The sequence below is a fragment of the Methylobacterium sp. CM6244 genome, assembly GCF_054817885.1.
In genome coordinates this window covers 2,074,761-2,088,439 of record NZ_CM139247.1, presented here as the reverse complement: position 1 = coordinate 2,088,439, position 13,679 = coordinate 2,074,761, and the positions used below count along the sequence as shown (strand labels likewise).

Below are 13,679 nucleotides of genomic sequence, written 5' to 3'. Positions count from 1 at the left end.
CAGAAGGCGGGATAATCAACAAAGGATTCACACAATCTGCGCGATTCATCCCGCCCTTCCAACAGACAGGAGCTTACGCAATGAGAGCAACCCTCTTCGGATTGGCAGCCATCACCCTCGCCGGCATCGGCTCGGCATCGGCTCTGCCGCTCGCCGGCATGACCCTTTCCGCCCCCGCCACCGCGATCGAGCAGGCGCGGGTCGTCACGCGCACCGTCGTCAGGGGCCCCCGTTGCCGGACGGTCGTGACGAAGCGTCGGGGTCCGTATGGCCGGGTGACGATGGTGCGTACGCGCCGCTGCTTCTGAGCACCGACCTTCGCGCCATCGGCTCGGTGGCGCGAAGGCGCCGCTAAAATGGCTCGCTCTCAGAGCCATTCCAGCGGCTTTCACGCCCGGAGGAAGCCACGATGGCGACGGTGTCGTCGGCCGCCCGGCGAGGAAGGCCAGCGGTCGAGGCGCATCAGCCGCGCCGTTCCAGGGTGGCGACGTAGAAGCCGTCCGTGCCCGTGAGGGCCGGACTCATCTGCAGGCCGTGCTCGGTGAATCGCACCACCCCGGCGAGGCCCGGCGCATGCTCGGCAGCCACCCGCTCGGCCGGCAGGATCGTCAGCCCGCCATTCGCCCGTGCGAGGATGCCATCGATGGCGGCGTCGTTCTCCTCCCGCAGCAGGGAGCAGGTGATGTAGGTGATCCGCCCGCCCGGCCGCACCAGGCGCGACGCCCGGTCGAGCACCTCGGCTTGGTCCGTGACACGCGCACTGAGGGAGCCGGGGCGCAGCCGCCACTTGGCGTCGGGGTTGCGCCTCCATGTCCCCGAACCGGTGCAGGGCGCGTCGACCACCACCCGGTCCACGGTACCGTCGAGGTCGCCGAGCACATCGGCCCGCGCGCGCCCGGCGCGCGGAGTGCGGATCTCGGCCTCGGCACCCGACCGGCGCAGCCGGTCATGAATCGGCGCGAGCCGGCGTGGATCGTCGTCGGTGGCGATGAGCCGTCCCTCGTTCCGCATCATCGCCGCGAGGGCGAGGGTCTTGCCGCCGCCGCCCGCGCAGAGATCGACCACGGTCTCGCCGGCTCGCGCGCCGCTCAGGCCGCCGGCGATCTGGGAGCCCTCGTCCTGGATCTCGTACCAGCCGTCGAGGAATTCCGGCTCCACATGCAGGGCGGGACCGCGACCATCCTCACCGATGGGAATGCGCAGGCCATTCGGGGCATGCGGCGTCACCGCCGGTGACAGATGCGCGAGCCCGGCCAGTGCGGTCTCGCGATCGCGCTTGAGGGTGTTGATCCGGATGTCGAGGGGCGCGCGGCGGGCCAGCGCGCGCAACTCATCAAGGAGGACATCGCCGAACAGGTGGCTGAGTGAAGGCAGGATCCAGTCCGGGACGTCGCCGGCCACGTGGGGCGGTGCATCGGCGAGCGAGCCCTCGGCGATGGCCGTGCGCTCGGCATCGGTCAGGGGATCGGGCGCGAAGCGCTCGCCGGAGAACAGCTCGGCGATGGTGGGCGCCGCGAGTCCGTGCTGCAGCCGCAGCATGCCGATGAGGATGGCGCGCGGGGCCTCGTCCCCCATGATCCAGGCGGATGAAGCCCGGCGGCGCAGGGCGTCGTAGACAAGGCTCGCGATGGCCGCGCGGTCGCCGGAACCGGCGAAGCGATGGGCGAGGCCCCAATCCTTGAGGGCATCCGCGGCCGGACGGCGTCGCCCGGCAATGTCGGCGAGCACTTCTATAGCGGCGGAGAGACGGGCGGGAGGGGTCAGGACGAAATCCTCAAGGTTAGGGAAGGGTGACCGCGGTCGATCGTCGCCGCGATACGGTCACGCTTTGAGCCGGGGTTGGACACATTACAGCCGAGCTTCCGGCGAGATCAGCCCTCAGACAGGCAGGGTGGCGGATCTGTCTCGTGGCCTTGCTGCGCCAGAGCCCACTGCGTCAACGTACGGAGCTTCGCAATCGTCATGTCGCCCATCATTCCCCTGACCCTCGCGGGCATCGTCCTCATGAGCGTCGCCGCCTGCTCCACCGCTCCCGCCGTCGATCTGACGCCTCCGCCCCAGCGCCCCTACGATGCTAAAACTCAGCTGGAATACGGCAACCCACCCCCGCCCCCGCCGGCCCCGCGCTACTGAGCGACCGACTTTCGGGGCCGCCGCTCAGGACGCCTCACGGGCGCGGCGGTTTTCGTAGGCCTTCAGATGCGTGTAGACCCGGTCGAGCATCGGGTACGCGCCCTCTCGCCCGCGGGAGATGAGATCGCCGATGATGTGATCGGCCTCGATCCGCGCCTGGTTTTCGATGTCACGCAGCATCGAGGCGGTGAAGGCCGACCCCTGCGCGGTCAGCGTCGCCTGCGTGTTCCGCATCACCTTGTCCCGTGGCGCATATCCGGCATCCTCGGCGATCCCACGGCATTCCTCCATCAGCGCCTCGATGAAGGCGAGACCGCCCGGCGCGGCGACGATGTCGCCGACCGGCGCCCGCATCAGGCAGGTCGCCCCGGCGAGCGTCGCCAGGAACGTCCACTTCTCCCACATTTCGAGAACCATCGCCTCGCTCAGACGGGCCTGGAACGCGACGCCCTGCATCAAGGCTTCAATCCGCTCCACCCGCTCGGAACGGCCGCCGGCCCGCTCGCCATAGGTGAGGCTATGGAGCGGGCTCATCATGCGGATCTCGCCATCCGCCGTCACCGTCGCCGCGATGGCGCAGGAGCCGCCGAGAACCCGCTCCGGCCCGAAAGCGGCGTCGAGGATGTCGAGATGGCGCAAGCCGTTGAGGACGGGCAGCACAAGCGTCGTGGGACCGACGGCCGGTGCCACGTCGGCGATGGCGGCGTCGAGGTCGTAGGCCTTGCAGCTGAGGAGGACGAGATCGAAGCCACCGCCCTTCCCCGCCGCGAGATCGGCGGCCGTGAGCGTCGCCGGTTCGGCGATGTGGACGTCGCCCACCGGGCTTTTCACCCGGAGCCCCGACGCAGCCAGAGCCTCGGCCCGAGCCGGCCGCACGAGGAAAGTGACGTCCTTGCCCGCCTCGACGAGGCGCGCTCCGAAATATCCGCCGGTTGCACCGGCGCCGACGACGAGCACGCGCATGGAACGATCCTCAACCTCGATAAGTCTCCCTCTTTACCGGACGAGGGTGGCGACTTTCCAGGCGTGAACGGAAATTCCGAACCTCAGACCCCGATCGGAGCGAGGAAGACGCGCACCGCGAAGACGATCCACATCACCAAAAGCACCAGCGCCCCAAGCGTATAGGCCTGGAAACGGTAGGGAACGTGGTTCGAGGTGACGTAGACCCCCGCATGAATGGCGCGGGACGCGACGAAGATCCAGGCCAGGACCACGAAGAGAAGATCGGCCTTCTTCGTGTAGAGGGCCAGCGGCACCAGGGCGAAGAACAGCACCGGCAGTTCGAACTGGTTCGAGAACGCATTGGCTGCCTGCTGCGCGCGGGGCGGCCAGTTGCGCTGGCCCATCGAGACCTCGCCGGACTTTACCGACCCGGCCCTGACTTCCGCCAGGCGCACGCGGCCGAGCCAAAACATCAGCACGATGATCAGCAGAACCTGCGCGAAGACGGGGGCGAGGATGGCCTGGACGGTCATGATGAAGCCTGTTGGTCCGCATCACCGGCCGAGGGCGGCAAGCGGACCGGCGCAGGGGAGGACGATGGCGGGAGGTTCGAACGGGTTGGACGATCGGTGGATGAGGCCCGTGACACTCGGCCATGCGTCTGACCCGATCAGCACGCCATCGAGGCCGAGTGCCAGTCCGATCCGCGCCGGCACCGGCCAAAGCCGGGTGACGGGACGGATCGGACTGCGTATCGCGGTCAGGCGCGGCTGGGGTAGTTCGGGCTTTCGCGGGTGATGGTCACGTCGTGGACGTGGCTCTCGCGCAGGCCCGCATTGGTGATGCGGACGAACTGCGCCTTGTCCTGGAACTCGGGGATGGTCGGCGCGCCGACATAGCCCATGGCGGCACGCAGGCCACCGGCGAGCTGATGCAGCACCGCCGCCACCGGTCCCTTGTAGGGCACCTGCCCTTCGATCCCCTCGGGGACGAGCTTGTGGGTGTCGCTGACCTCGGCCTGGAAGTAGCGGTCGGCCGAGCCGCGAGCCATGGCGCCCACCGAGCCCATGCCCCGGTAGCTCTTGTAGGAGCGGCCCTGGTGCAGGAACACCTCCCCCGGCGCCTCGTCGGTTCCGGCGAGCAGCGAGCCCAGCATCGCCACGGAGGCGCCGGCCGCGATGGCCTTGGCGAGATCGCCCGAGAACTTGATGCCGCCATCGGCGATGACCGGCACATCGGCGCGGTCGGCCGCCTCAACCGCTTCCATCAGGGCGGTGAGCTGGGGCACGCCGACGCCGGCCACGATGCGGGTGGTGCAGATCGAACCCGGGCCGATACCGACCTTGATCGCATCCGCACCGGCATCGATGAGCGCCTGGGCGCCGTCGCGGGTGGCGACGTTGCCGGCCACGATCTGCACGGTGTTGGAGAGCTGCTTCACCCGGCGCACGGCGTCGAGCACCTTGATCGAATGCCCGTGGGCGGTGTCGACCACGATCACGTCGCAGCCGGCATCGATGAGACGCTCGGCCCGCTCGAAACCGTTATCGCCGGTGGTGGTGGCGGCGGCGACCCGGAGGCGGCCCTGCTCGTCCTTCACCGCGCCCGGATAGGCCACCTGCTTCTCGATGTCCTTCACCGTGATCAGGCCGATGCAGCGGTAATGGTCGTCGACCACGAGAAGCTTCTCGATGCGGAACTGGTGAAGCAGGCGCTTGGCCTCCTCCTGGTTCACGCCCTCGCGCACGGTGATAAGCCGGTCGCGGGTCATCAGCTCGGCGACGGTCTCGGAGGGGTTCGTCGCGAAGCGCACGTCGCGGTTGGTGAGGATGCCGACGAGCTTGCCGCGCGAGCCGTTGGGGCCGCGCTCCACCACCGGAATGCCGGAGATGCGGTTCTGCTTCATCAGCGAGAACGCGTCCGCCAGGGTCTCGTCGGGATGGATGGTGATCGGGTTGAGCACCATGCCCGATTCGTACTTCTTGACGAGGCGGACCTGCTCGGCCTGCTCGGCCGGCTCGAGATTGCGGTGGATCACGCCCATGCCGCCGTTCTGGGCCATGGCGATGGCCATGGGCGCCTCGGTGACGGTGTCCATGGCCGAGGCCAGGATCGGCATGTTGAGGTGGATCGAGCGGGTCAGCCGCGACGCGATGCTGACCTCGGTGGGCATCACCGAGGATGCGGCGGGGCGGAGAAGCACGTCGTCGAAGGTCAGGCCCTCGATGATGGAATCCGCGGTGATACGAGCCATGTGCCAACTCCCGAAACGGTGAGAGGCGCCGGGCTGGAAACAGCTGTCGGCGCCGAATGCGTTGGCACGGCGCAGTATCATGGGGCCGGACCCTGCGCAAAGGCAGGATCGCGGCATCGCAATGGAAAACTCAGTTGATCGGGTCGCGGGGGCCCTTGTCGGTCCATTCCGGCGGCAGGCCGATATAGTCGCCGACCATACCGTCGATACCGGGCGCGCGGCCGAACTGCTCGCAATCCGGATCGAGCGGAGCCTCGCCGAGGGTGGTGATGCGGATGCGATTCCAGCTCGGGATCGACAGCGGCTCCTTGAACGGGTCGCGTCCGGTCACGAGGAGCGTGCCGAAATCCTGGCCGAATTCACCCGCCAGATCGTAGGCGTCCCCGGCCGCCGAGAAGCGGGCCTGGTTGGTGAAGGCGTTGGCGCCACCGCCCCAGATCATCGCCGCCCGCTGCTGATGACGGCTATCGAGGGCTTCGGCCTCGATGGTGATGCTGCCGAGGCCGATGGGAATACGCGGGATCGGCACGCGGCCGACAGCAGTGGCGAAGCCGACGCCGAGCTGGGACGCGACGGTGATTCCCGCCGAGGTGGCGATGGTCGCGCCGGCGGCCGGGACGTTGGTGAGTTCCACACGGGTGACGGCGGACCGGATCGTGAGATCGGCCTTCTTGGTGGAGACCACGTCGTAGCGCAGCGACAACTCGTAACAGAGCGCACGGTCGGCCGCGTTGGCGATCAGGCGGCGCTCGACGCTGTTGAGACCGGGCCCGGAGATCGATTCCGGAAATGCCGCCGGGATGATGCGGACCGTCCGCGTCGCCGCGAGGGTCGGCTGATCGGCGTAGAGTTTCGCCCCGGTCGCCACTTCGGTGCTTCCATTGAGGCGGTCGTAGCGGGTGAGCGACCCGCTTTCATTGAGAATGACGGTGCCGCAACCGGCGACCATGAGCAGCAGGCCCAGAGCCCCACCGATGAGGGGCGAGCGTCGACAGGTTTCGAACCGCGAGGGCATTCAATATCTTTCGCGCAAAATGGCGGCGGTGGCTCGCTCGACCGACGTGATACGAGACAGCCGAATTGTTGCTGAGCTTAAGGCCGTATCGACGCCCCCGAAAGCCGGCCATGCCGGCCTGACGACTTGAAGCCCGCACCTGTGGCTCGTGGGTCACGGTCGTCCACCACGTGCGACACCGCACGCCTCATCCACAGAGACCATCATTTGTGTGCATGTTCGTTCGAGAGCCGAGTTGCGCCCCCCTCGACGCCGTGACGGAACCGGGCAGCCTTAGCCGCGCTACCTACGCGATCCCCATGCGCCCATCCCAAATCGTCCCCCTCGTCGTCGCAACGGCCCTGTTCATGGAGAACACCGATTCCACGGTGATCGCCACGGCCCTGCCGGCCATCGCCCGCAGCCTCGGCGAGGATCCGATCGCGCTCAAGCTCGCGCTCACGGCGTATCTCGTCAGCCTCGCGATCTTCATCCCGATCAGCGGCTGGATGGCGGACCGTTATGGCGCGCGCACGATCTTCCGCGCCGCCCTCGTGGTGTTCATGGCGGGGTCGCTGGCCTGCGCCGCGTCCGATTCGCTCGGCGCCTTCGTCGCCGCGCGCGCGTTCCAGGGCATTGGCGGGGCGATGATGGTGCCGGTCGGCCGTCTCGTCATCCTCCGGGCGGTGCCGAAGAGCGAACTCGTCAGCGCCCTCGCCTACCTGACGATCCCGGCCCTGATCGGCCCGATCATGGGGCCGCCGCTGGGTGGGCTGATTACCACCTATCTCGACTGGCGCTGGATCTTCTTCATCAACATCCCGATCGGCTTGACCGGAATCGTCCTGTCCACGATCTATTTCGAGAACATCCGCGAGCCGTCCCGGCCACCCCTCGACGTCCTCGGCTTCCTGCTCTCGGGAGCCGGCCTCGCCACGCTGATGCTCGGCCTCGCCTCCCTCGGGCGCCATCTCCTGCCGGATTACGTGTCCTGGGGCTGCCTCGGCGGCGGCGCGATCCTGCTCGCGCTCTACCTCGCCCATTCCCGCCGGGTCGAGCATCCGGTGATCCGCCTCGATCTGCTGAGATACCCGACCTTCCGCGCGGCGGTGACGGGCGGCAGCCTGTTCCGCATCGGCACTGGGGCGATCCCGTTCCTGCTGCCGCTGATGCTGCAGATCGGCTTCGGCCTCGATCCGCTGCAATCGGGCCTTCTCACTTTCGCCGCGGCGGCAGGCGCGCTCCTCATCAAGATCATCGGGCCGCGCATCCTGCGAGCCTACGGCTTCCGCCGGGTGATGCTGTTCAACGCCGTCGTCGCCTCTTGCTTCCTCGCGGTGAACGGCCTGTTCACGGCGCAGACGCCGCATTGGCTCATCATCGGCATCCTGCTGGTCGGCGGCTGCGTCAGGTCGCTGCAATTCACCTGCGTCAACGCCATCGCGTATGCCGATCTCGACAAGCGGGAGATGAGTTCGGCGACGAGCCTGGCAAGCGTGGCGCAGCAATTGTCCCTCAGCCTCGGCGTCTCCATCGGAGCCCTGGCCCTGGAGACGGCCGCCGCGCAGCATGGCCGCACCGCCATCGAGGCCGGCGATTTCTCACCCGCCTTCCTCACCGTCGCGCTGATCTCGTCCGCTTCCCTCTTCGCCTTCCTGCGGCTGAAGCCGGATGCGGGCGCGGAGGTGTCGGGTCAGCGTCTCGCGTCGAAGGGCGTTTAGGCCGCCGCGCGGCTCGACGGCCGGGCGGGGCTGCGCTTCGGCCCCTTCGCGGATTTCGCGTTGGCATTGGCGGATTGCGGCCGGGCGGGCAGGCGCACGGGCGCCTCGCGGCTGGATTGGCGCCAACCCTGCCAGCTCCAAGCCCCCGGACCGGTGAGGGCGTAGATGAGGAAGCCACCGGCGAGGCCGAGATCGGCCAGGAACAGGGTGCGCTCGGTCATCGCCGCCGCGCCGGAATAGGCCCAGAACCCGTGCAGCAGCACCGCCATCGCCACCGCGAACCCCGCCAGGGCGAAACCGGTGATGCGGGGCAGGACACCGAGGATCAGCGCCAACGGCCCGAAGACCTGAACCACCACGGCCGCTGTAGCGACGGCATTGGGAGACGGCATCCCGGCCCCGGCCAGCGCCAGCGCGAAGCCCGAGACGTTGAGCGCACGCGCGATGCCGGTGGGCAGCAGCGCCGCCGCCAGCAACAGGCGCGACGCAAGGAGGATTCCGTCCTGGCTCCGACCGAACACGCGCGAACTCCATCCCTGACCCATCGAGATCGGGAGAATGCGTGAGACCGGCTGAAGACGGCGTTAAGGGGTGTCAACCGGGCTCATTCACCTGGGGAAACAGGCGAATCGGACATGGCTATGGAGAGGGGAACAAGATCGGCCCGTAATCCTGGGCGCCATGCAGGATGTGGACGATGTCGGTCGTCGCAGCACCGACACGATAGAAGATGAGATAGTTTCCATACGTCCGGACCCGGATGCCCCTGCGCTCGTATCGCCGCACAAGAGGGAAACCGAGAGGCGCATCGGCCAGACGTTCGCAACAGGCGATCAACGCCTGGACGAAAGCGGCGGCGCGAGCCGGATTGTCGCTGGAAATGTAATCGCCGATCCGTTCCAGATCCGCTTCGGCGGTTTCGGCGAAGACGACGATCATGCCTCGGCGACGGTCGACCGGTTGCCGTACCGTGTCGCCAGACGCGCGGCGACTTCGCTTGCCGGGTTGAGCCGGCCTTCATCGGCATCGGCAAGTCCGCGCTCGATGGCAGCGTCGAGCGCCGCCAGTCGATTCTCCCGCTCCTCCAAGAGGCGCACGCCCTCGCGCAACACGTCGCTACGGGATTGGAAGCGCCCGTTCTCCACGAGTGTTGAAACGTAGCTCTCGATCCTGGGGCCGAGGTCGGCACTTGTCGGCATCGCCGCCGCTCCCTGTCTACCGGAGGTCATGGTCTAGGACCGGTCATCGCCCGATCATCGCTATCAGGTATCCCCTATGCGGCGAAGGACATTTCGCCGACGCGCCGCTCCCCCCGACGAAACCGGCTGAAGACGGCGTTAAAGCTTGGAGCCGGCGCTCACTCGCCCGGGGAGCGACGCTCCGCCTTCGCCAGCGAGCGCTCATGCAGCAGAACTGCGAGCCAGCCGAGGCCGACGGCGAGTAACGGCGTGAAGACGAAGGCGATCGCGTAGGAGGTGCTCATTGATCGAGCCCTTTCAGGACACGGCGTGCAGCCAGATGTAGGCCTCCGGCGCCGAGAATCCAAACGAGGACGCCGCCGATCATCTCGAACGGCCCAGACAGGGCTCGAAAATTTCCTACATTGTACAGGAAGCCCGCGACCGGCGTGGCGATCCCGACCGTGAAGCACGCCGTCGAGGCCCGGTCCAACGCGTTGGCGAGCAGCTTCGTCTGCTCGATCAGAGATGGCTTCATCGGATCGCCCGCTTTTCCATCAACGATAAGCGTGGCAGACTCGAAGTTCAACTTATGGTCGCCGTCGAACCGGTGCGTTCCTCACCCCGACACCCCACCCCGGAACAACCGCCCGCGCTCAGTCCAGGCGACGACGAGAAGCGCCGAGCCACCGAGTCCGGCATAGCCGATGCCGAGGGGAAGCACGGTGCCGTCGAAGGCCTGGCCGATGACGAAGCCGCAGAAAGCGCCGAGGATCGTCGTGTAGAAACCGAGGAAGGACGAGGCCGTGCCGGCGATCTCGCCGAGGGGCTGCAGGGCCAGCGCGTTGAAGTTCGGCATGGCGAAGCTGATCATGAACTGGTTGCAGGCGAGCACCGTCAGGAACAGCCACAGCGGCGGATGCCCGGCATAGGCGAGCCCGATTGCGACCTGGGCCAGCGCCACCGCCACGAACAGGGTGAGGCCCACATGCGAGAGCGGCCGCATCCCGAGCCGCCGCACCAGGCGGGCATTGACGAGGGTCGCCGCCCCCATGGCCCCGGCCACGAGGGCGAAGGCGAGCGGAAACAGCGCGCCGAGCTGGTAGAGCCCGGTATCGAAGACCTGCTGGGCCGAGCCGACATAGCCCATGATACAGCCGGTCAGCAGCCCGAGGGCGGTGGCGTAGCCGACCGCCACGCGGGTGCGGAAGGTCAGGGAGACCGCCTGACCGATGGAGCGCAGCGAGAGCGGACGCCGGTATTCCGGGTGCAGCGTCTCCGGCATGCGCCAGGAGAACCAGAGGGTGAGGATGCCGGCCAGGGCCAGCATGGACACGAAGACATAGTGCCAGGAGCCGAGCAGCAGCATCGCCCCGCCGATGGCGGGCGCGATCATCGGCACGATGAGAAACACCATCATGATCAGCGACATGACGCTGGCCATTTCGCGCCCCGAATAACGGTCGCGAACGATGGCGGTGGAGAGGACGCGCCCACCCGCCGCCCCGATCCCCTGGATGACGCGGGCGGCCAGCAGCCATTCGAAGGACGGCGCGACCATGGCGAGGCCCGTACCCGCCCCGTAGACCGCAAGGCTACCGAGCAGCACCCGCCGGCGCCCCAGCGCATCCGAGACCGGCCCGTAGACGATCTGGGCCACGCCGAACCCGATCATGTAGACATAGACGAGAAGCTGCAGCGCATTCGGATCGGCGACCGAGAACCGCGCCTGGATCGCCGGAAAGGCCGGCAGCAGGTTGTCGATGGAGATGGCGGTCACCGCCATCATCAGGGCGACGATGCCGACGAATTCGCCGAAGCCCGGACCGTTCCAGACCGGTCCGACGGGCGGAAGAGCCCGTGCCGATCCCGGCTGATCGCCCGGCGGAACCGGCCTCGAGGGTACAGTCACTCGTCTTGGGCCTCTTTGCGATCGCCGGCTCCCAGGCCGGCGATGTCATGGTGAAAAGTGCGCGGCCGGACCATCGGTTGCGCGTCCCTTCGCTGGGATGCGCGTTCGAGACGAGGCTCCGTACCGGCGGCGACGATGGTCACCCGATCGCATCCCGGTTGCCCGGCATCGTCGCCCGCCATGCCCAGTGGCGTTACTGGCTGCCGCCCGCCACCTGACCGAGCTTGTCGATGTTCTGGGTGACGAGGGCGATGTTGCCGTCGGACGGCTTCTTCGGCTCACCGGCGGCGATCGCCTCGTTGATGTCCTTCAGCGCGGCGGCCTTGTCCTTCGGCTTCATCTTCTTGTCGGCTTCGACGGCGGTAAGCTGCTTCTTCAGCAGGGGCACGACGCCGACATAGGTCTTCGTCTCGGGGTCGATGCCTTCCAGCACCGCCTCGACGCTGTCGGCCGCGTCCTGCAGGTCATCGACGCTGGCAAAGCCGTTCTTCTTCGCGATCGACACGGCCTGGGCCTGAACCTTCGGATCGGGCTTGTCCGCGTTGCCGCCAGGGAGTTTCGCCAGTTCGGGCTGCGCGGCCACGAGGCCGTCGATCAGCGCCTGGGTCAGGGCGACCTCCTTCTGCTCTTCGGCCTCGGGGGCCTGAGCGGGAGCGGCGGGGGCTGGGGTGGCTTTGGCGGGTGCCGGCGCCTTCTGCGGCGCCTGGGCGAAGCTGACCTGCGAGACCAGGGCGGAGGTACCGAAGGCGAGGGACGCTGCCAGCAGGGCGCGAGTGGTGCGGCTCATGGATGTCTCTTCCTGTTGCGTGGTTGGGGAAGGGCCGTCATCGGCGGAGCGGGTCCGACCGTGACGGATGGCTTCGTCCGTCGGCACGAAGGCGGGCCATGTTGCCGAGCTTCGGGGCGAAACAGTGATCTCGGCGCCCAGGCCGATCACGGTTTCGCGGGAATGCCGGTGATGTCGACCGGGGGGTGGCGCTCCCGCGCAACCACGCCACATTCCCGCGCAACCTTGGCAGGATCGCAGCCGACGGATCACCGCGCCCTATGCTCTCACGCTTCCTCGCCGGCGCTTGCACCCTGTTGCTGCTGCTCGGCGCGGCGACCGGGCAGGAACGTGCTCCCGGCGCGGCCATCGACGGCGAAACGGAGGCGTTCTCACGCAAGGCCGCCGCTTTGATGGAATCCCATGCGGAGGGCGGCGTCTTCTCGGGTGCCGTGACCGTGGCGCGGGACGGCATCCCTCTGTTCCGCCACGCCTACGGCATGGCCGACCGCGAATGGGCGATTCCCAACACGCCGGACACGGTGTTCCGCATCGGCTCCATCACGAAGCAGTTCACCGCGGCAGCGATCCTGAAACTCGCCGAGGCCGGTTCCCTCTCCCTCGACGATCCCGCCATCCGCTACCTGCCGGAACTGCCGCCGGCCTGGGCTGCGATGACGATCCGGATGCTGCTCAACCACAGTTCCGGCCTGCCCAACGTCACCGCCCTGCCGGGCTATGCGACGCAACTCGGGCGGATCGAGCGCTCGCCGATGGAGACGGTGGGCCTCCTCTACCGCGAGGACCTGCTGTTCCCGCCCGGGAGCGGCCACGAATACAGCAATACCGGCTACATCCTCCTCGCCGGCCTGATCGAGCGGATCACCGGGCAGAGTTTCGCGCGCTATCTCAACGACGCTGTCCTGGGGCCGGCCGGATTGGCCTCGACGCGGGACGCCGATCCCGGCGCCATCCTCCCCCGGCGTGCCGCCGGCTACCGCCGCGTCTCGGGCGAATGGCGCCACGCCCTGCCGCTGGCCGCCAACGCCCCGTCGGGTGCCGGCATGCTGGCCTCGACCCTCGACGACCTCGTCGCCTGGGACAGGGCGTTGTTCTCCGGCCGTGTGCTGTCGGAGGCGTCGCGCCGGGCCATGGTGACGGATTACGGCCACGGCTACGGCCTCGGTTTGTATATCGGCACGGCCTACGGGCAGCGCCTGTGGTCGCATGGCGGGTTCATCAGCGGGTTCAGCGCGATCAAGGATTCCTACCCCGATCTCGGCCTCACCATCGTGGTGCTCGGCAATTCCGAGATCGTGCCGGCCCAGGCTCTCTCGCGACAGCTCGCGGCCCTCTATCTGGGCGAGCCGGCGCAGACCGAAATCAGCGTCGGACCGACCGTTCTCGACCGCTATGTCGGCTTCTACCGGACCGGACCGCGCTCGGTCCTGGGCATCACCCGCGACGGCGACCGCCTGACGGCACTGGCGGTCAGTCAGGGATCGGCCGAGTCCCGCATCACCCTCGTCGCCGAGAGCGACAGGGCCTTCGCGGCGGAGAACGGCGCGATCCGCGTGGCTTTCGACATCGAACCTGACGGACGTGCCACGGGCGTGATGATCCACCGCGACGGCATCGAACGGGCAGGCCCCAGGATCGATCGGGCCATCGCCCGGCGGATCACCGCACGCCGCTTCACCCGGCTGCCGTCGGGACGGTGAGTGTCTTCCCTGACCCCAAACTCGGGTTGATACCGTCCGGTTTGTGGGGACTTTC

16 protein-coding genes are annotated in these 13,679 nt (G+C 68.0%); 4 read left to right on the top strand and 12 right to left on the bottom strand.

Annotation, left to right across the window (positions count from 1 at the left end; translation table 11 throughout):
* Positions 1-80 precede the first annotated feature (80 nt).
* Positions 81-308, top strand: coding sequence for a hypothetical protein (locus tag ACYQML_RS09685; protein WP_461235419.1), 228 nt, complete (start codon positions 81-83; stop codon positions 306-308).
* A gap of 154 nt (positions 309-462) precedes the next feature.
* Here the strand turns inward: ACYQML_RS09685 and ACYQML_RS09680 are convergent, their stop codons facing one another.
* A complete protein-coding gene (locus ACYQML_RS09680; protein ID WP_461235702.1) occupies positions 463-1,764 on the bottom strand; it encodes an RsmB/NOP family class I SAM-dependent RNA methyltransferase in 1,302 nt (433 codons plus the stop codon).
* Between the two features lie 198 nt (positions 1,765-1,962).
* On the opposite strand from ACYQML_RS09680, the gene ACYQML_RS09675 reads away from it, so the two are divergent.
* Positions 1,963-2,133, top strand: a complete 171-nt coding sequence (locus ACYQML_RS09675; protein ID WP_461235418.1) for a hypothetical protein — start codon at positions 1,963-1,965, stop codon at positions 2,131-2,133.
* A gap of 24 nt (positions 2,134-2,157) precedes the next feature.
* On the opposite strand, the gene panE is transcribed toward ACYQML_RS09675, so the two are convergent.
* The 4 genes from panE to ACYQML_RS09655 form a co-directional block, all read right to left on the bottom strand.
* Entirely contained in the window at positions 2,158-3,096 is a 939-nt protein-coding gene (gene panE, locus ACYQML_RS09670; protein WP_461235417.1) for a 2-dehydropantoate 2-reductase, read from the bottom strand.
* An 83-nt stretch (positions 3,097-3,179) separates the two neighbouring features.
* Positions 3,180-3,611, bottom strand: a complete 432-nt coding sequence (locus tag ACYQML_RS09665) for an MAPEG family protein (RefSeq protein WP_461235416.1) — start codon at positions 3,609-3,611, stop codon at positions 3,180-3,182.
* A gap of 227 nt (positions 3,612-3,838) precedes the next feature.
* Positions 3,839-5,332, bottom strand: a complete 1,494-nt coding sequence (gene guaB / locus ACYQML_RS09660) for an IMP dehydrogenase (protein WP_056432325.1) — start codon at positions 5,330-5,332, stop codon at positions 3,839-3,841.
* A gap of 130 nt (positions 5,333-5,462) precedes the next feature.
* Positions 5,463-6,347 carry a DUF3313 domain-containing protein gene (locus ACYQML_RS09655; RefSeq protein ID WP_207413198.1) on the bottom strand — a complete coding sequence of 295 codons (885 nt, stop codon included), beginning with the start codon at positions 6,345-6,347 and terminating at the stop codon, positions 5,463-5,465.
* A 299-nt stretch (positions 6,348-6,646) separates the two neighbouring features.
* Here ACYQML_RS09655 and ACYQML_RS09650 point away from each other — a divergent pair, with 299 nt between their 5' ends.
* A complete protein-coding gene (locus ACYQML_RS09650; RefSeq protein ID WP_461235415.1) occupies positions 6,647-8,047 on the top strand; it encodes a DHA2 family efflux MFS transporter permease subunit in 1,401 nt (466 codons plus the stop codon).
* Here ACYQML_RS09650 and ACYQML_RS09645 read toward each other — a convergent pair.
* The 7 genes from ACYQML_RS09645 to ACYQML_RS09615 all read right to left on the bottom strand — a co-directional run bounded on the left by ACYQML_RS09645 (position 8,044) and on the right by ACYQML_RS09615 (position 11,924).
* On the bottom strand, positions 8,044-8,568 hold the full coding sequence (locus ACYQML_RS09645) for a DoxX family protein (RefSeq protein WP_461235414.1): 525 nt from the start codon (positions 8,566-8,568) through the stop codon (positions 8,044-8,046). The genes ACYQML_RS09650 and ACYQML_RS09645 overlap by 4 nt on opposite strands.
* A 118-nt stretch (positions 8,569-8,686) precedes the next feature.
* A complete protein-coding gene (locus ACYQML_RS09640; protein WP_461235413.1) occupies positions 8,687-8,986 on the bottom strand; it encodes a type II toxin-antitoxin system RelE/ParE family toxin in 300 nt (99 codons plus the stop codon).
* A complete protein-coding gene (locus ACYQML_RS09635; protein WP_056432312.1) occupies positions 8,983-9,246 on the bottom strand; it encodes a type II toxin-antitoxin system ParD family antitoxin in 264 nt (87 codons plus the stop codon). The genes ACYQML_RS09640 and ACYQML_RS09635 overlap by 4 nt, the downstream gene beginning before the upstream one ends.
* A gap of 158 nt (positions 9,247-9,404) precedes the next feature.
* Entirely contained in the window at positions 9,405-9,530 is a 126-nt protein-coding gene (locus ACYQML_RS09630) for a hypothetical protein (protein ID WP_461229375.1), read from the bottom strand.
* Complete coding sequence (locus ACYQML_RS09625) at positions 9,527-9,814, bottom strand: hypothetical protein (RefSeq protein ID WP_461235412.1); 288 nt, start codon at positions 9,812-9,814, stop codon at positions 9,527-9,529. Before ACYQML_RS09625 ends, ACYQML_RS09630 begins: the two co-directional genes overlap by 4 nt.
* A 30-nt stretch (positions 9,815-9,844) precedes the next feature.
* Positions 9,845-11,011: a multidrug effflux MFS transporter gene (locus ACYQML_RS09620; RefSeq protein ID WP_056432506.1), complete on the bottom strand. Its 1,167-nt coding sequence runs from the start codon at positions 11,009-11,011 to the stop codon at positions 9,845-9,847.
* 319 nt (positions 11,012-11,330) lie between these two features.
* Positions 11,331-11,924, bottom strand: coding sequence for a hypothetical protein (locus ACYQML_RS09615; protein ID WP_461235411.1), 594 nt, complete (start codon positions 11,922-11,924; stop codon positions 11,331-11,333).
* 260 nt (positions 11,925-12,184) lie between these two features.
* On the opposite strand from ACYQML_RS09615, the gene ACYQML_RS09610 reads away from it, so the two are divergent.
* Positions 12,185-13,624, top strand: a complete 1,440-nt coding sequence (locus ACYQML_RS09610; protein ID WP_461235410.1) for a serine hydrolase — start codon at positions 12,185-12,187, stop codon at positions 13,622-13,624.
* The last annotated feature ends 55 nt before the right edge of the window (positions 13,625-13,679 follow it).